The 18,443-nt window shown below is 40.3% G+C and carries 15 protein-coding genes; 9 read left to right on the plus strand and 6 right to left on the minus strand.

Translation table 11 applies throughout. The features are described 5' to 3' along the window. Positions 1-24: 24 nt before the first annotated feature. Positions 25-1,080: a hypothetical protein gene (locus Q0A08_RS18475; protein WP_438462937.1), complete on the minus strand. Its 1,056-nt coding sequence runs from the start codon at positions 1,078-1,080 to the stop codon at positions 25-27. A 408-nt stretch (positions 1,081-1,488) separates the two neighbouring features. Between Q0A08_RS18475 and Q0A08_RS18480 the strand changes: the two genes are divergently transcribed. The 3 genes from Q0A08_RS18480 (at position 1,489) to Q0A08_RS18490 (ending at position 5,640) form a co-directional block, all read left to right on the plus strand. Continuing rightward, a complete protein-coding gene (locus tag Q0A08_RS18480; protein ID WP_438462938.1) occupies positions 1,489-2,529 on the plus strand; it encodes an AraC family transcriptional regulator ligand-binding domain-containing protein in 1,041 nt (346 codons plus the stop codon). A 302-nt stretch (positions 2,530-2,831) separates the two neighbouring features. Further along, positions 2,832-4,661 (plus strand): long-chain-acyl-CoA synthetase, encoded by a 1,830-nt coding sequence (locus tag Q0A08_RS18485; RefSeq protein WP_438462939.1) that lies wholly within the window; start codon positions 2,832-2,834, stop codon positions 4,659-4,661. A gap of 226 nt (positions 4,662-4,887) precedes the next feature. Continuing rightward, on the plus strand, positions 4,888-5,640 hold the full coding sequence (locus tag Q0A08_RS18490; protein WP_438462940.1) for an isochorismatase family protein: 753 nt from the start codon (positions 4,888-4,890) through the stop codon (positions 5,638-5,640). A gap of 81 nt (positions 5,641-5,721) precedes the next feature. Here Q0A08_RS18490 and Q0A08_RS18495 read toward each other — a convergent pair whose 3' ends face one another. Further along, positions 5,722-6,483, minus strand: coding sequence for a sulfite exporter TauE/SafE family protein (locus tag Q0A08_RS18495; RefSeq protein WP_438462941.1), 762 nt, complete (start codon positions 6,481-6,483; stop codon positions 5,722-5,724). 339 nt (positions 6,484-6,822) lie between these two features. On the opposite strand from Q0A08_RS18495, the gene Q0A08_RS18500 reads away from it, so the two are divergent. The 5 genes from Q0A08_RS18500 to Q0A08_RS18520 all read left to right on the plus strand — a co-directional run bounded on the left by Q0A08_RS18500 (position 6,823) and on the right by Q0A08_RS18520 (position 11,009). Next, entirely contained in the window at positions 6,823-7,551 is a 729-nt protein-coding gene (locus Q0A08_RS18500; protein WP_438462942.1) for a substrate-binding periplasmic protein, read from the plus strand. Positions 7,552-7,634: 83 nt separating this feature from the next. Beyond that, positions 7,635-8,132 (plus strand): GNAT family N-acetyltransferase, encoded by a 498-nt coding sequence (locus Q0A08_RS18505; RefSeq protein WP_438462943.1) that lies wholly within the window; start codon positions 7,635-7,637, stop codon positions 8,130-8,132. 315 nt (positions 8,133-8,447) lie between these two features. Continuing rightward, positions 8,448-9,023 (plus strand): phosphoribosyltransferase, encoded by a 576-nt coding sequence (locus Q0A08_RS18510; RefSeq protein ID WP_438462944.1) that lies wholly within the window; start codon positions 8,448-8,450, stop codon positions 9,021-9,023. A gap of 141 nt (positions 9,024-9,164) precedes the next feature. After that, on the plus strand, positions 9,165-10,391 hold the full coding sequence (locus tag Q0A08_RS18515) for an MFS transporter (protein WP_438462945.1): 1,227 nt from the start codon (positions 9,165-9,167) through the stop codon (positions 10,389-10,391). Positions 10,392-10,490: 99 nt separating this feature from the next. Further along, positions 10,491-11,009, plus strand: coding sequence for a DUF3859 domain-containing protein (locus Q0A08_RS18520; protein ID WP_438462946.1), 519 nt, complete (start codon positions 10,491-10,493; stop codon positions 11,007-11,009). A 64-nt stretch (positions 11,010-11,073) separates the two neighbouring features. Here Q0A08_RS18520 and Q0A08_RS18525 read toward each other — a convergent pair whose 3' ends face one another. The 4 genes from Q0A08_RS18525 to Q0A08_RS18540 all read right to left on the minus strand — a co-directional run bounded on the left by Q0A08_RS18525 (position 11,074) and on the right by Q0A08_RS18540 (position 16,838). Further along, the gene (locus Q0A08_RS18525; RefSeq protein ID WP_438462947.1) at positions 11,074-12,708 is read right to left on the minus strand and encodes a methyl-accepting chemotaxis protein; all 1,635 of its coding nucleotides are present in this window, start codon (positions 12,706-12,708) and stop codon (positions 11,074-11,076) included. Positions 12,709-12,900: 192 nt separating this feature from the next. Beyond that, the gene (locus tag Q0A08_RS18530; RefSeq protein ID WP_438462948.1) at positions 12,901-14,016 is read right to left on the minus strand and encodes an ABC transporter substrate-binding protein; all 1,116 of its coding nucleotides are present in this window, start codon (positions 14,014-14,016) and stop codon (positions 12,901-12,903) included. Positions 14,017-14,267: 251 nt separating this feature from the next. Further along, positions 14,268-15,386 (minus strand): polyamine ABC transporter substrate-binding protein, encoded by a 1,119-nt coding sequence (locus Q0A08_RS18535; RefSeq protein ID WP_438462949.1) that lies wholly within the window; start codon positions 15,384-15,386, stop codon positions 14,268-14,270. 108 nt (positions 15,387-15,494) lie between these two features. After that, entirely contained in the window at positions 15,495-16,838 is a 1,344-nt protein-coding gene (locus tag Q0A08_RS18540) for a glutamine synthetase family protein (RefSeq protein WP_438462950.1), read from the minus strand. Between the two features lie 288 nt (positions 16,839-17,126). Between Q0A08_RS18540 and Q0A08_RS18545 the strand changes: the two genes are divergently transcribed. Next, positions 17,127-18,410, plus strand: coding sequence for an NAD(P)/FAD-dependent oxidoreductase (locus Q0A08_RS18545; RefSeq protein WP_438462951.1), 1,284 nt, complete (start codon positions 17,127-17,129; stop codon positions 18,408-18,410). Positions 18,411-18,443 lie beyond the last annotated feature (33 nt).

The following is an 18,443-nucleotide window of genomic DNA, read 5'->3' on the forward strand; positions in this document are numbered from 1 at the left end:
GATCAATGTGAGTAGGGTAACGGATTAAAACTCCCGTCTTCCGGCTCTTGCTCGATAGGTTTTTGCCACATCGCCTGAACCCATATACACCCCAGTAGCGCCTAAGATGTTATAACCTTGGGGGCAAATCTGGACATATCTGTGCATGAAATCATCAATCTCCTCTTTGATAACTGGGGTTCTGATATTGTCCTCTTCGAACTCAGGCTTAGAGTATTCAGATTTTAAGGGACCCAAGTAGCCAAAGAATTTAGCGTTGACATACCCCTTAGACTTTAAGTACTTAGCACCAATACGGGCGATGCAATCTGGCCCTACTAGGTGCTCTTTTTTGACTGTTTGGCCATTTTCGGTTTTTGTTTTTTGCTTTGCTTGGGTCTCTTTCATTTTTTGAGGGATGATATCGACGCCACTGTAACAAGAGTAGAAATGAATATTACCGGCGTAACTGGTTTTCAAGCCACTGCTGATTAACCTATCACACACTTCTGTCACACTAACTGCCGTGGTGATGCTTGCTTCGTTCTCTACTGGTGTATTACGTGTGCTGACATGAGTGGCACCAATAGAGCCGTGTGCTCGGATAAAAATTTCTGAGTTTGTCGTTGGTAGGTCTTTAATCTCGTCACTGACAATTTTATCTTCCCAAATCACGATATCAAATTGGCGATATTTTTTAGCATCTATACCACCTGAAAGGTTTACTGTTTCAGCTTCATTCCACTGTTCTGATTTTACTTTAAACTCTTTTGAGTTTTGCCCTGTAAAGGGAATAAAGACTAAGCCTTTAGGCTGAGCCTTGCCTTGAAAGGGGCCAAGTTTCTTTAAATAAAACTGGCAATTTACTTCGGCATAAAAGTCATAAACGGCATTTTTTGAGTTTAAATTAGTGGCGAGAAACTCTTTAGGGTCTTGTTTAGCCCAGTCAACGACACTGGCTTGCAAGGCTCTTAAGTTAAGGTCACTTTTGCTTGTATGGTAAGTTGTTAGCTTGGTAATCACAGTATTAAGGCGACTACTTTTAGTATGCCATTTACCTCTTTTCACATGTGCTTTAAATTTTTCGGCAGAAATAATCATGGAGTATCATCCTTAATAAAACGTTATTAATTGAAGGTTTGAAATCGAACTTACTTACTATGCTATTTACCCTATCAGTCTTATTTCATTCTTTTATTGAAAGCGCAGAAAATTCCTCAATCCTTGGGCTTATGTGAGGCTTTGTATCAGCTAAATGTTAAAAACTAGCCCCTATGTGGAGTGAGTGTGGAGCTAATGCTGGGTTCTTTTCTGATTGTAATCTTGGGCGTGAAGGTGTTTGAAAGTGCTGTTTTAGCTTAAATTTTGATTCTCCTCATATGTCTTACAGTCATGACACTTTTTCTGACCGTTAACATTCCTTGGTTTGTAGGGTACTTTTAAGCTTCTTATTTTTGCTTTACTAGATGGGCTGCCAGATTTATGACAGCTTGATCAGGGAGAATTTAGTTGCAAGCCACCACATCATCAGCCGCCTTATTAGACCTTTATGAAGTGCTCAATAAAGAGGGCATAGTCTCATCTGATATTGAATCCTTATTAGGTTATAGCCGAGAACAGCTAAATGACGTGTCATTGCGTGTGCCTGTTCAGCTACAAGAAAGGCTTTGGGATTTGGCGATGACAGATGGGGTGAAACCTAATATTGGCTTGATAGTTGGCACTCAAATCAATACTAAGTTAGTGGGTGTTTTGTCTCAGTTATTAATACACTCTGCAAACTTAAGAGAAGCTCTGCAAAACTTTGTTGATAACATCGCATTGATGAATCAGTGTGAAAAAGTACAGTTACAAACCTATAAATGGGGTTGCCGTCTTCTGTATAAAAATACCTATCCAAAGGGCATAAGGGTTAGCGAAATAGAGCGAAGCTTAAGTGCTGCCATTACTTGGGCAAGCCGTTTGTCTGATACAAAAGTTCTGCCTATACGGGTGGGCTTTCCCTACGCCAAGCCTGATTATGCGATGCAATATCATGAGATTTTTGGTCCTCAAGTTAATTTTGATCAAGAGTTTGCCTTTATTGATATCGCCAATGACATGCTAGCGCTGCCGATAAAAACGGCGAATGAATTTATTAAAGATGCTCTGTTAGGTTATATAGATAGGAATATGGATGGCGTAAACCAAACGGAATCCAGTTTACACAGTCAAGTAAAGCACCTTATCGCTGAAGGCATTAAGACTGGCCGTTTTAACTCTCATGAAGTGGCAATTAAACTTAATATGAGCAGACAGACTTTGCATAGAAAACTGGCACAGGAAGGCACGAATTTTAGAGCGATTTTAGCAGAAGTGAGAAAGGAAAAGGTGGTGCACTTTCTCATTTCTGACCAACATGTGTTCGATGAAATTAGTGAGGCATTAGGTTTTAAAGAACCCAGTGCTTTTTATCGCGCCTTCAAATCTTGGTTTAATATGACACCAAATAAATACCGTCAATTGATGAAACAGCGCTCGCTTATTTCTTCTCTTTCTTTTCGGGGTTAGGGAAGCGTTAAGTTAAAACCCTCTTGCCTCTTTTCATCTTATCTCTTCTTTAACTTTCAAATATTAAGCCTTTGGGAACCTAGAATTCGCCCTAGATTCTCTTCCGGCTTTTGTTACTTTTTGCCATCTCTGCAAGCGCAGTGAGACAAATTGCCAGTATCTTGCAACATAATGACATAAGTCATGCTGAGCAATTTTTATACTCTAAGTAATGATAATTCCTGATAAAGCGGGCCTGAGGTTTAGCTGGGTCTCGTTAGAAAATAACAATAAAAAGTGCGTAAAAAGCTTAGGAGTCGGTAATGAGTACACAGACACTGATCAGCAAAAGGAACATGATTAGCAAGGTCCCAAGTATTTTGGCGGGTTTACCTAGTTTGGTTAAAGGATTAAAAATTGCCAACACCTCTGACAAATCGAAAAGTGTAGGGTTAGGGCTCTGCATTGAAAAATGTGTTAACGAGAACCCTGATGGTTTGGCCATTTTATACCAAGACAGGCAGCTTACTTATTTAGAATTCAATCGCTGGATTAATCGTTTAGCTCATTACTTCTTGGCGCAAGGAATCCAAAAAGGGGATTGTATTGCGATCATGATAGATAACCGTCCTGAGTTACTTGCAGCCGTTGGAGCCTGTGCCAAAATTGGTGCGATTGCGGCTATGGTGAATACGGCTCAAAAGGGTAAGGTTTTATCCTATAGCATTAACTTGGTTGAACCTAAGATGATGCTGGTGGGACAAGAGTGTTTAGAGGCATATCAAGCTATTAGGGAAGAGAGCCATGTTCCTGAAGATAAACATTATTACCTTGCCGATCAAAATACCTTAACGACGCCAAGCCAAGCACCAGAAGGTTGGCAGAATCTGGCTGAATTGGTTCAAGGTCAGAGCGATAATAACCCCAGTCAGTGCCAGTCTATTTACCCAGATGATCCCTGCTTTTATATCTATACCTCAGGTACCACTGGGATGCCAAAAGCGGTTGTTTTTAACCATGGCCGTTACATGAAAGCCTATGGCTCATTTGGCTTTGCTTCTGTGCGTTTAAAAGCGTCGGACCGTATGTATGTGCCTTTACCTTTTTATCATGCCACCGCCATGGCGATTTGCTGGAGCTCAGTGCTTGCCGGTAATGCCTGTTTGGTGATGACTAAGAAATTCAGTGCCAGTGGCTTTTGGTCTGATGTGAAAAAGTATCAGGCAACCTCCTTTGGTTATGTGGGAGAGTTATGTCGTTATTTAGTGGAGCAAGCGCCTATGCCCCACGAAGCAGAAAATAGCATACGAATTATTGTTGGTAACGGTATGCGAGCCTCTATCTGGGATGAATTTAAACAGCGCTTTGATATCCCAAAAATCATGGAATTCTACGCTTCAAGTGAAGGTAATATTGGTTTTACCAATGTACTGAACTTTGATCGTACAGTGGGTTTCTCGCCTTACCCTTACGCCCTTGTTGAGTACGATAAAGAAAATGATAAAGCCTTGACCGATGCCAATGGCAAGTTACGAAAAGTGAAGCGAGGCGAAGTGGGTTTATTGATCGGCGAAATCACTGCCAAAAGCCCTTTTCATGGCTACACAGATACTGAGAAAAGCGAAAAATGTATCATGCGTAATGTCTTCAAAGAGGGAGATGCTTGGTTTAATACAGGCGATTTAATGCGTGATATTGGTTTTCGTCACGCCCAATTTGTGGATCGCACTGGGGATACTTTCCGCTGGAAGGGGGAGAATGTCTCGACTACCGAAGTAGAGATGCTCATTGATGCGGTTGATAATGTCAGTGAGACAGTCGTTTACGGAGTTGAAATACCTAATACTAATGGCCGTGCTGGCATGGCATCTATTCGCCTTGATTGTCAGTTAGAGGAATTTGACTTCAATAACATGTTGAATGAACTGAAAAAAGACATGCCAAATTATGCCATTCCTCTGTTCCTTCGTATTAGTAAAGGGGTGGAAATGACAGGCACCTTTAAGCATAAAAAAGTCCCTCTTAAAGAAGATGGTTTTTGTCTTAATAAAGTCCAAGAACCTTTGTATGTTCGCTTACCAAATACAGAAGCTTATGTGCCTTTGACACAAGAGTTACAGGCAGAAATAGAGCAAGGTACTCATAGGTTTTAATCTGCTTTAAATGGGCTAATTAGGGTGAATATAACCCTAATTAGCCCGTTTTTAATCAGGGTAGTCCGATAAAAATAACGTATTTTAGATCTTATTATTACCTATCGATATAGAACTAATTTCTTTCCTTTTGCCTTATTAATTTAATTTTGGAAACAATTTAAGCTTTATATTGTCGATCAACCAAACTCCTGAACGCTCATAATATGATGATATCGAGGCTACTATGAAACCCATGAAATTGCTTTTTCCTATTGCGTTTTCGCTTCTGGCAAACTTGTCTTTTGCCAGTCAGTCACTTCCAGAAATTAACACAGTCAATGGTGTTGCAAACTACCCAGCTGGCTATCAAGGCACACCGAAAAGAGCGGTTGGCGAAGATCCATTTTTATCTCCAGAAAATTCAGCACTTATCTTGATTGATTATCAGCCACACATTCTTATGGGAGTGCGTAATATTGATCATAAAGATTTAATGAATAACTTAACTGGCTTAATTAAAACGGCTGTTATGTACGATCTACCTATCATTTTCTCTCATGTGGGTGTGGGTTTGAATGATTCTAAGCCTATGATGGAAGCGCTGATAAAGCTTGCTCCTAATGCCGTGTTTGTTGATAGAACCAATGTTAATGCTTGGGAAGAACCCGAGTTTGTAAAAGCTGTCGAAGCGACGGGTCGTAAGAAGTTAATTATGGGCGGCCTATGGACAGATGTCTGTTTGGCTTACCCTGCTATTGAAGCGGAAAACAATGGTTATGATGTATATGTACCTGAAGATGCCGTGGGGAGCATTACCGAACTTAGCCATGAAAATGGTATGAAACGTATGGAAAGAGCGGGTGTTGAACGTATTACTTGGAATGTGGTACCTGCTGAATTACAAAGGGATCATGCTCGCTCTGAGACCGTTGCGCCAGTCACACGTATCTTTATGGAGTATCTATTTAAAATAGACCCTGATAAGCCTTGGAAATAAGCTGAGTCAGAGCAATTTTATTTAACGTGGCAAATGAAAGTAAGCGGGTTGTTATTCTAACCCTCTTACTTTTTTTGCATGTTAAAGAGGCTGTAAAAAATAATATAAAGAGAAGCTTAGCCCTAGCATAATGATGAAATAACTCAGCAATTTCTGAGGGACTTTATGGGCATATTTCACCATTTGATAGCCGCCAATGCCTGAGCCTAACATTATGATTAACGCTTCGGGCCAGGCAATTAAGTCGCCGACTATGAAGATAGCCACACTGATCAAGGACATGAGTGTAATCATCAAGTTCTTAATGGCATTGGCTTGGTGGAAATCGCTATAACCCATAATGCGTAATAACGAAAACATGATAATGCCCATGCCTGCACCAAAAAAGCCGCCATAAATGGAAAATATATAGACCAGAAATTGCCCTGACTTGCCATTTTTTAGTGCCAGATTGTGCCAGCGATTCATAATGAGCTGGTGGATTTTATCACCCAGGGCATATAACAAGGTGGCGCTGAGTAACAGGTAAGGCGTAAGTTTAATAAAAAAGGCTGATGAGCTTACGAGTAAAATTAAGGAGCCTGTTATTGCGCCTAATAGGCCTGCCAATAGAATGCTAAAAAGCGCTGATTTTATACGTTTAAACTCTTTTCTATAAAAAGGAATGGCGGCCGCATAACCTGGCATAGTCGCTAAAAAGTTGCTGGCATTAGCGATGTTTGCAGGTAAGCCCGTGCTGATTAAAACGGGAAAGCTTAATAAACTAGAGCCTCCTGAAATCGCATTAATGGCACCACAGGCAAGGCCTGTTATGAATAGATAGAAAGCAGTTTCCAGGGACACTTTTTAACGCTCGAATAGGTAAATAGATAGGGTGTTTTGACGTAAAGAAGCATGACAAATTTTAGCTTTAAATGTAATCGAGTATTTCCAAAGGCTGACTATAGAAAATCTAATCATTGATAAGGAGATTAGGGCTCGCCTGTTGATATAGAGAATATGAACGAGGTTTTCCTTTGTTTTTTTCAAAAAAAGAGTTTTATTATCCCTTTGATAAATAGCTAAAAAGTGAAAATTACCCGATCAGCATTAGACTTTAGTCTTATACTGTAAGATAAGGCTAGTTCTTTACACCTTGTTTAAGCTAAGTATTCGCCTGCGATCAATTACTAGGAATAGATGTTGAAATATTTGTTAGTTTTTTTGGGCCTTTTATTGATACCTGCTCTCTCGTCTGCCGAGCCTTTTTTGCATGTCTTAACAGAAGATTGGCGACCTTATAATTATGAGGATAAAGGGCAGATCAAAGGTCAATCAACGGATATTGTCGTCAAGGTATTAGATAGAGCGGGTGTTGATTATAAAATTACTTTATTTCCTTGGTCTCGTACTTATCGGATTGCTCAGCAAAAAGAGAATGTTCTTATCTATACCATAGTGCGAATGTCTGTCAGGGAAGATCTTTTTATTTGGTCCAGACCGTTAGCGAAAAAAGATGTCAGTTCCCTGTTTAAGCTAAAAGATAGAGAAGATATTCAAGTATCTACATTGGAGGATGCTAGGAAATTCAAAGTAGGTGTTGTGCAAGACAGCATGAGCTACCTATACCTGAAGAACAATCATTTCTCTGATTCTCTTGTGCCTGTGAGTACTGATCAGCATGTGAATTTAGACAATCTTTTAAAAGGCCATGTGGATCTAGTCACCGCCAGCGAAAAAAACTTTGTCTTTAGTACTAAGCAAGTGGGGGTAGACCCTGACGCTCTTTCTAAGGTGATGGCTCTCTTTGAGTTCAGTCCATACATGGCATTTAGCCTTGGAACTTCTCAAGAGATTATTGATAAGGTGAATAGGGCTTATGATGAACTCGTTGAAGAAGGTGTGATCGAAGCATTTGAATCCGCTAAATGATGAGAGTTTAGACTCTCAGCCCAAGTAATACCTTAGATGAGTAATTAAGTTGATAGGATAAGATATTCAATAAGGATATTGAAATGATACGACAAGCTAAAAAGTCTGATGCAAAGCAAATTTTAAGCTTGAGTGAGAAGTTAGCACAAGAAAGCAACTTTATGCTGCATGAAGTTGGAGAGCAGCAATTAACACTCGCACAACAAGAGTCTATATTGTCTGATTTCACACTCTCGAATAGCAAAGCTTTCTGGGTGCTAGAGGTAGATAGCTCTATCGTCGGCTTTTGTATTGGCGTAGGCAGTATCGCAAAACGAAATAAGCATAATCTATATTGTGTAATGGGAATTCAAACTGCTTATACAGGCAAAGGTTTAGGGCGAGAGCTATTAATCTCTCTTGAATCATGGGCTGTTCAGCATGGCTTTACTCGGTTAGAGCTGACTGTGATGGCCCATAATCATAAGGCAATAAAACTCTACCTTTCCCATGGTTTTGAACAAGAAGGCATCAAGCGTCAGTCGCTCAAAATTGAGAGTGAGTACGTAGATGAGATCTATATGAGTAAGCTTTTGACTTAATAAAGCTGAACCTATTATTAATTGCTTTTTCTCTCATATACTGACGGATTTTTTACAAGGTGAGATTTTTAATCAATTCATCTGATAAGTCGGTTATTAAGGGTAAAAAAAATAGTAAAAATGTCGCTTTAACATTGGTTTTAGTTGCTAATTCCTTTATCTTTGCGCCTTTAAAATTTTTAGCCTAGATTGCTTATTTATTAAACAGTTTAGTCAGCATCTTTCAGTATTGAGTGCGTGTCGCTAAATCACTAAAACCAGAAACTGTTATGATTGAAAAATGATGACGGCGAATATTTATTAAAGGGTAATATCATGGATAAAGTATTTATCAGTGCTCAAAAATTATTAGAAGACTCGTTTGAGCTGGCTCTAAAAATTTACGACAGTGGCTTTCGTCCTGATTACATAGTGGGTGTTTGGCGTGGTGGTGCTCCTGTGGGGATAGCGGTGCAAGAATTGTTGCATGTGCTAGGTGTGGAATCAGACCATATAGCGATTCGTACTTCGTCTTACGATGCGATTGGCGAGCGTAATAAGAATGTGAAAGTACACGGCCTAACTTACTTGATTAAGCGTCTAGAAGCAGAGGATAGCCTGCTAATTGTTGATGATGTACATGACAGTGGTTTAAGTATTCAACAAACCATAGTTGATATTCAAAAAGCCTGTAAAAAGAATACGCCAGAAATTCGTATCGCTACTCCTTACTACAAGCCTAAAAACAATAAGTCTGGTCGTACTCCTGATTTTTATGTTTATGAAACGGATGAGTGGTTAGTTTTCCCTCATGAGTTTGATGGTTTAAGTACAGACGAAATTCGTGAGAACAGACCAGAATTGACAAAGATTGCTAACCGTATTGATGAAATTAAAGGCACAGCTAAATAGCTCAGGTCTATTTTAGAGAGTCTAAAAAGCCCCATTCTGATTAACAGAGTGGGGCTTTTTTATGCCTCTTTGATTGAATTGAGAAGGTTTCTGATACTATGAATAGGCTTCATTTAGGATGACACTCAACAAGGAGTACCAGTGAACCCTAGGGATAGTCTATTTTTTTCATCTTTGTTCTTATCTCGCCTCGCCGATCAGATCATTTTATTTATGGTGCCTTTGGTTATCTTTCAGATGACTGGCAGTGGGGCTCTATCTGGTTTGGCTTTCTTCTTTGAAACCTTACCGCGCTTTTTGGCTTTTCCTATTGCTGGAATCTTATGTGACCTGATTGCGCCTTATCGCATAGTATCAGTGAGCCAACGCGTGCGAGCTGTCATTATTCCTCTCGGGTTACTGGGTTTCAATTTTGCTGAGAGTATCTATTGGTTGATGGGGATGGCGGCTTTAGTCGGCGTCGCAACCAGTTTTGCGCTAATGGCGAGAGAGATGATTTTGGTGCAAGCCTTTAAAACAGCAAGGTTTGAGAAAGTTTTGTCTTATTCAAGCTTAGCGAGCCAAATGGGGATGGTGTTAGGGCCTATTTTAGCCAGTTTACTACTTGTGTATTTTAATTGGCAGGCGAGCATCTCTCTATGTATCTTGCTGTTTTTACTATCAGATTTAGGCTTAAAGTATTGGTGGCGCTTTGCCCATTTTAGACTGCAAGAAGAGGTAAAAGGTCTCCCTGCAAAAATGACGTCAGTCTCAGCTTGGCGCATCTTTTTCTACACTCAACTGACGTTAGCTTGTAAGCAAATAGTTGGTTTACCAGGTTTAGTGCCTGTTGTGCTGGTGGCATTTTGCATCAACCTTATTTTAGGCATGACTTTGTCTACTATGGCGCCTATTTATACCGGCATATTTGCCCAATCTGAATCTGCCTATGCACTTTTACAGACCCTAGCTGTGCTTGTCAGTTTATTGATTTTACTCTTTATTGCTCGTTACTCCCTGAGCCTTGTTGTTATGGGGGCGACAGCCTTTATCGCTATGTGTATAGGGGCCTTTATGACGGCATTAAGCCAAGATTACCTACTTTATCTAATGGGTTTTTTACTCATAGTTGGCTTTGATAAAATGTTTGGTGTCTTCTTACGAAGCTTGCGTAAAGAGTTAATACCGATAGAAAATCTCGGTAAAAGTACGGGAGTGCTGATTTTGCTGAATAATCTAGCACAACCCTTGGCTGGACTGATCGTTGCTTTGTTAGCGGGCGTATATTTACTGCAAGACCTGCTTTTATATACCGCTATTATTGTGACTCTTTTCGGCACTTTATTAAGTGTGTATTTAGCGATAACTGCTAGTAGAAGAAAGCTCTAACTGCGCTTAGTACAGAAAATAGTTGCAAACTAAATTAATTAGATTGTTGCGCAAAGAGTAATTTAATAAAAAGAAACTCTCATTCAATTAGGATTAAGTATGATCAATAAGGTTAAATTTTCAGGAATTACTGTATTAGCATTGTTATTAACGGCTTGTGCGAGCACAACAGAACTAACTGCTGACCAAGCAAATCAGATAGATGCTGAAGTCTTGGAATTTGGAAAGTATATTATTTCTGACGATTTAAGAGAGGTTAAGAATGATGAGTATCTTGCAGGGTCGAGTTTAGTTACGAATTTGCATATATTGAAAGAAAGAACAGATGAAATTAGTGCTGATGTAGGAACAACTTTTGGTGTTGTCTTTGAAGTAAATGGATTGCCATCGCATAAAAAAATTACTTTTCGTGAAGTAATGAAGTTTCCTGAAATGACTGATCCAGACTCTGGTTTGACCCAATCTTACTATGAAGTTAAAGATCAATATAAAGATGGGGATAAATCATTTAAAGCCTTTACCTTTGAATATGATTGGGAGCTGGTAAAGGGTAAGTGGACTTACCAACTCTATTATCAAGATACTCTGTTGGCAGAAAAAAGCTTTAACGTAAATTAAGTCAGTACAGACTAAAAAGCAGCCCTTATTTTAAACTCAAGGGCTGCTTAAATAGTTAATAATATTAGGTTTTAAACTTATTCACCTGTTCACTTAGTTCTGAGGCTAGAGACATCAATTGATCGCTGGCAGTAGATACTTGCTGAGCGCCATCAGCCGCATCCTGAGCAGAGCTACTGATTCTTACGAGTGAGGCATTGATCTCTTCAGAAACAGAGCATTGTTGTTCGCTAGCAAGGGCGATATGGGTGTTCATTTCAGTACTCTTACTCACTGATTGGGTAATGCCTGTGAAGCTCTCACTTGCTTCAGATGCTTTAGTACCCACTTGCTCCGCTTCTTGACGACTGACCTGAACGGCTTCAACAGCTGTGCGTGTTCCCTGTTGTAGTTTTTCTATGGTATTACGAATTTCAGTGGTTGAGGTTTGGGTTCGCTGGGCCAGTGTTCTTACTTCGTCAGCAACCACGGCGAAACCGCGACCTTGCTCACCCGCTCTAGCGGCTTCTATGGCTGCGTTCAGTGCTAATAGGTTTGTTTGCTCGGCAATGTCGTTAATCACATCGACAACCGAATCTATGCTAACGCTGTCTTCATCGACTGTTTTTATCTGGTTGGATACGTTAACCATGTTTTCCAATAAGGTATTTGTCGCCAGTACCGTATTTTCCATGACGGTATTACCATCAACTGCCTGATCTTGCATGCTTTTAGCATTTTGGTTCGCTTGCTCTGCATGGCTGGAAACATCTTGCGACGTTGACACCATCTCATTCATTGCACTGGCAACTTGCTCAATTTCGATTCTTTGATTATTAATGTTTTGACCTGCAAGTTCACTTACATTTGTCATTTGAGATGCAGCATTTGATAGCTGTTTAATTGCTTCGCTGATCCCAGTAATAAGCTTACGTTGCTGCTCTTGCATGCTGTTAAAATTTTGAGACATTTTAGACAGCTCATCATTTCCTTTACTGTCGACGTGCAAGGTGAGATCTGAGTGAGTGGCCACTTTATACATGGCTTTGTTAAGCGCATTTAAAGGGATATTGATTGATTTAAACGTAGAATAGCTGGTGATGATCAAGATGATAATGACGATAACGGTAAGTGACCACATAAGCACTTGTTGGCTCTGATAAACTTCTTTGATGTGCTGCCTTTCATCGCTCGCTACTGAAAGTTGTAATGCCACTAGTTCGGTGATTTTTTCACTGATAGGGTCAATTGTGTCGTACAAGGGGCCATCAAAGTCAGCGAGTTTGTTTGTCATACCTTGGACTTTGGCAGTCTCTAGTTTCTGTTCTAACTTATCCAAAGAACGATTAGCATCAATGAAAAGCTTTTCTGCCTCATTGGCTAATTTTGCTTCCTCAGCAGTGAGACTGGTCGCCATATACTTATTCCATTTTTCGGCGATTTCTTTACGTGCTTGTTGTACTCCACGTAAAGCTTCTTGCGATGTCATAATGCCTGCGTTGGCTTTATTAACCGCATCGATCACAAATACTGCATAATTATCAGCAATACTTTTTAAATCTTCGAGTGGAATGACTCTGTCTTCATAGATTCTTCCGACACCTTCATCTGCCTTTTTTAAGCCCGCCATAGAGACAAAAATAATGATGGCAATACTGAATAACGGAAGTAAGGAACTAATAATTAGTTTGCTGCGGATGCTGAGATGGCTTAATAACATGGCGTTCTCCTAGAGTGAGCTTTTAGAAATGAGCTCGCACTCATTTTGATAAAGTATAGGAAAATTTATTTTTATAGATATCGATTTAGTTAAAATTTACAATAACTTTATGGTTTCTATATCATTGTTTTAAAAAGGTTTGTTTAGCTATCGTTAAACTATTTTAATTTTTGGATAAATCTTTTTCATGGGTTAATCAAGGGTATTATTTTTTATCTGTTGGTTGGCTTTTTCGACGAACCTTTCCATTATGTCGTAACTTATTTTGTCATAGGGAGGGACAAACATATCGGCTTTAAACACCTGGCTAGGATCACCTAAATTTGGGTTTGGTGTGACTTCTGAAGAGGCTGCTACCATGGACAGTTTTTGAGTAATACGACTTTGTACTTTTTTGCCGATGAAAAAATTTGCAAATATCTCAGCGGCCTCTAACTTTCTACCGCTGACTTCCTTGGTGAAGTTAATCGTATCGAGCCAAGCCATTTGCCCTTCTTCAAAATGTATCATTTGCCAGTTGGCACCTTTGGCATTTTCTCGTGCTATTTCAGGGCCCCAACTACTGACAATATGTAACCCGTCATTAAATTTTGGTGAGACTCGCCAAAAGTCTCCCGCATTGTTATAGAGCTTAGTAAGCTGCTCTTCCAGTATACTTCTTTCTTGGTTAATAACTTCAAACTCTCCTGCTTGTACGGCTTCGTATATTAAGAAAGGTGATTTATTTAGGCTCATTAAACTCAAACCTATGTTGTACCACTCTTGGCTTTTATTCAGTGAGTATTTTCCTTTCCAGCGGGCTTGCCATAAGTCTTTTATGGATGCTGGAACATCACGCTTAGATACCTTATTTCTATCAACATAAAATCCGTAAGTACCGCCACCCCAAGGGATATAGAGAGGCTGTTTACTTGCATTAAGGCCCATAGGTAAGTGGGTAAGCGTAGGCTGTAAATGTTTATAATTTTTTAATCTGGGAGAGTGAATATTGATAGGTTGAAGTAATTTAGAGGTTTGCTCTAAATCCATTTTGATAAAAAACAAAGTGAGAAAAGCAACATCCACCTGATGAGCTCTAATCTGGGAGAACATCTGCTCAGCCCCTTCTGAATAAGGGGAAATCACTTGGGCCTCGTAGTTATAGCCAAGCTTTTCAATCGTTTGATTTACCTCGGTGAGCTCTTCATCTGTGACATACCCTTCCCAAGTCAGGATACGTAAGGGAATTTTAGCATCTGCATAGCTCATACTAGGCAAGCTCAGCGACAAAATAAGGCAAACTAAAGTGGAAGTAATAGGGTGACTCATTCAGTACCTTTTAAGCCTTTATGCATAAGTCCCTATATGAGCATAAGAATAGGCGTAAGTTAGTTTTACTAATTATGTTAATTCAGTGTAGCTGTTCTAGAAAAAATAATAGGAAATATAGCGAAGAGGATTTGTCTACATCTAGTTTAAAAGCAAAAAAAAGGCCCCTACAAAAGGGGCCGACAAGTTACATCACTTGAAACTTAACTAAGCAGCGATCGCCACTCTCTTAAAGATACGTCTAAATACCATTAGCGACCTGTCTTTAAATCAGACCATAGACGGTTACGAACTTTAGCGAGTTTAGAAGGTAATTGAGAACTCATATAGAGTTTTGATCGTGTTTCATCATTAGGATAGATGGCTGGGTCTTCTATGATCTCGGCATCTATCAGGCTATTTGACGCCGGATTTGGGTTTGCGTACCAAACGTAGTTGGTAATACTGGCAATCACGTCAGGGCGTAAAATATAGTCAATGAACTTATGGGCATTGTCTGGGTTTTTCGCATCTGCAGGGATAGCAAGCATATCAAACCAGATTTCACTGCCTTCTTTTGGAATACTATATACAACTTCCACACCATTATCGGCTTCTTCTGCTCTGGCAGCTGCTTGGAATACATCGCCAGAGAAACCGACAGCGACACAACTATCACCATTGGCAAGATCATTTACATATTGAGAAGAGTGGAATTGCTTAATAAAAGGTCTCGCATTTTTTAAGGCTTTACCTGCTGGACTTGATGGCTTGAAGTCAGAGCGTTTGGTTTTGCCTATGTCTTGGCCTGTGTAATGAAGCGCGATGGTGACCATCTCATCGGGAGAGTCCAAATAAGTCACACCACAGTTCGCCAATTTTTCCATATATTCTGGTTTGAAAATAAGGTCCCAACTATCCACTGGTGCGTCTTCACCTAAGGCTTTAGCCACCATTTCTGGGTTGTAACCTATGCCTGTTGTACCCCATAAATAAGGTACACCATATTTATTATCAGGGTCTTTCTTCTCAAGAGAAGACATTAAAAAAGGATCCAGATGATGCCAATTTGTTAGCTTACTTCTATCAAGTGGTAGAAATACGCCAGCCTTGATTTGCAGCTCCATAAAGTAAGAACTGGGCACAACAAGGTCATAACCCGAATTACCGGCTAGTAGTTTTGCTTCAAGCGTTTCATTACTGTCGTAGACATCATAGGTAACCTTGATACCGGTTTCTTTTTCGAAATTCGCAATCGTATCTTCGGCGATATAGTCAGACCAGTTATAAAGCTTGAGCTCTTCTTGTGCCTGAACTTGGCCTGCTAAGGTGCAAGCCAAGGTCAAGCTAGATAAACCTAGGGTAAAACGAGATGTTAAATTGATTTTCATCTGAATAGCCTCTTTCTATATGTGCCATGAAAGCGCCGTTTCATAGCATTGGTTTTTTATTGTTATTGCTTCAAAGCTGAAAGTCGCATAGGTCACACTAAGTGAAACCTATACATTGAGTAATAAGAACTCCCTTTCCCAAGAGCTAATTACCTTATGAAAGGTCTCAAACTCTGCTCGCTTAACGCCGATATAGGCTTCTACGAATTGAGGTCCCATAATTTCAGTCAGTTCTGGGCATTCTTCAAGGAGTCGTAAACCTTCTTCAAGAGAACGCGCTAGCTCGACCGTATCGCCTTCTTCAGCCGCCGCATCTGAGGTGGGTTTAGTCGGTTTTAATTCACCTTTAAGGCCCAAATAGCCACACGCTAAACTCGCTGCAATCGCAAGGTAAGGGTTGCTGTCAGCCCCCGGAAAGCGGTTTTCAATTCGGGTTGCTGGCTTAGGTGCAGCAGGTGCTCTAAGGCCAGTGGTACGATTATCTATGCCCCATTTCATATTGATTGGCGCTGAGATTTCAGGCGCAAAACGACGATATGAATTGACGTTTGGTGCAAAAAAGCTGATGGCGTGAGGCGTGAATTTTTGCAATCCACCAAGGTAGTGATAAAAACGTTCGCTGAACTGCTCGGTATCACTGGCAAATATGTTTTCGCCGGTTTTCACATCAATCAAACTTTGGTGAATATGCATTGAACTGCCAGGTTCATTTTGCATGGGTTTAGCCATGAAGGTCGCGTAGATGCCGTGTTTAATCGCCGTTTCTCTCAAGGTGCGTTTAAAAACAAAAACCTGATCAGCAAGATCAAGTGGATCACCATGCAAGAAGTTAATTTCCATCTGTGCTGCACCGGTTTCATGGATGAGTGTATCCACGTTTAAACCTTGTGCTTCACAGTATTGGTAGAGAGTATCAATGACAGGGTCAAACTCGTTGACCGCATCTATGCTATAGGATTGACGTGCTGTTTCACGACGGCCAGAACGACCAATAGCAGGCTTTAGCTCTGAATCAGGGTCATTGTTTTTTTGAATAAGATAGAACTCAACCTCAGGGGCAATAACTGGCTGTAAACCTTCTTTATCATAAAGTGCGAGTACTTTTTTGAGAACAGAGCGACTAGCAAGCGGGTGAAGTTCACCTTCAACTGTGTAACAGTCATTGATGACTTGCGCAGTCGGCTCATTCGCCCAAGGTACCAAACGAATCGTATTGGCATCAGGTGTTAGCACCATATCTCTATCACTTGGATCGACAATATCATAATGATTGTCAGCCCAGTCACCGGTAACTGTTTGCACTAATAAGGTTTCAGGAATGCGTCCGCCTTTTTCATCAAGAAACTTTTTAGTGGGATAGAACTTGCCACGGGCATTGCCTGTCATGTCAGGCAGGGTGGATTCAACTTCTGTAATTAGATTGTCTGTGAGAAACCGCTTTATGGCTTCCATAAATCACCTTTATTGTATGGACTCTGGTTCATAGTTTGGCAGACGCGTATCGCTATGCCTAATGCCAATTTGTAATCTTCTGGATGATGATTAAAAACATTAAACCGAATCATCATTCGCTTTTAGATTATTTTAAAGAAATTATTAAAGCAATAGTTAAGTGAATAAAAAACACGAAAAATGGTGCTTGTAACTAGAATAAATCCGAATTATCATTCGGTTTATTGTTTTAGATCTTACTCGTTTTAAGGTTTATAAAGTTTTTAGCCCTATATTCTGGAGCATTAAATGAGTTTAACTGGCTACCAAGCATCCTATTACCTTGATTCTGCGAATAGCAAAAAAGACTATGCCAGCCTAGTTGGTGATGAAGATTGTGATGTTTGTATTATCGGTGGCGGCTTTACTGGACTGTCAGCGGCGTTACATCTGGCTGAAAAGGGTTATTCAGTGATCTTGTTAGAAGCCCATAAAGTGGCTTGGGGTGCCTCAGGGAGAAATGGTGGTCAGGTTTGCCAAGGGCATAATATGTCCCATGAAGACATGATCGCTAAGGTTGGCAAGGAAAGTGCAGACCTATTATGGCAAATGTCCTTAGATTCGGTCGATTTGGTAAAAGACCTGATTGAAAAGCATCAGATCCAATGTGATCTTAAACAAGGCGTTTTGCATGTGGCGAATAAAGCTAAACATTGCGATGAGCTTAAGCAGAGCGTGGATTACAAACAGAGCAAACTTAACTATCAGGATATTGAGTATCTAGATAAGGCTCAAGTGTCTGCCATGTTAGGTTCGGATAAATACCATGGTGGAGAGTATTGGAAGCAAGGTGCACATCTTCATCCACTTAATTATGCCTTAGGGTTGGCGCAAGCGGCTGAAAAAGCTGGGGTCAGAATTTTCGAAGACAGTCGAGTAACTGACTATCAGACAGGAAAGCAAGCTCAAGTGAACACAGAAAAAGGCTGTGTGAAAGCCAAGTTTGTCTTATTAGCCTGTAATGGTTACTTGGGGAATTTAGAGCCAAGAATCGCAGGTAAAATTATGCCGATTAATAATTTTATCTTAGCCACAGAGCCTTTAAGCGATGAGATGTGCGCCCGTATTAATCCGCAAGATGTGGCTGTGGCAGATTCAAAATTTGTGATTAATTACTTTAAATTGTCTGCGGATAATAGATTGTTATGGGGAGGCGGTGAAAATTACACGGCTAAGTTCCCCTCAGATATTGGTCAGTTTGTCCGTAAGTATATGCTTGAATTTTACCCAGAACTTAGCCAAACCAAGATAGATTATGGCTGGGGTGGCACCTTAGCAATCACGTTAAATAGGATGCCATTTTTCCAACGTATTGAGCCCAATGTTTTGGTAGCGCAAGGTTATTCGGGCCATGGTGTAGCCATGGCGACCTTAGGTGGCAAACTTATGGCCGAAGCGATTGCAGGACAAAGCCGTGGCTTTGATGTCTTTGCGCAAATGCCATCTCCAAGTTTTCCTGGTGGTACTTTATTACGTTGGCCTGGGCTGGTCGCAGGCATGCTCTATTATTCATTAAGAGATAGACTATTCTAGAAAAGCTAGGAGAGAGTTTAATCTCTCCTAGCC

This window comes from Marinomonas sp. PE14-40 (assembly GCF_051623805.1).
Taxonomy (GTDB): Bacteria; Pseudomonadota; Gammaproteobacteria; order Pseudomonadales; family Marinomonadaceae; genus Marinomonas.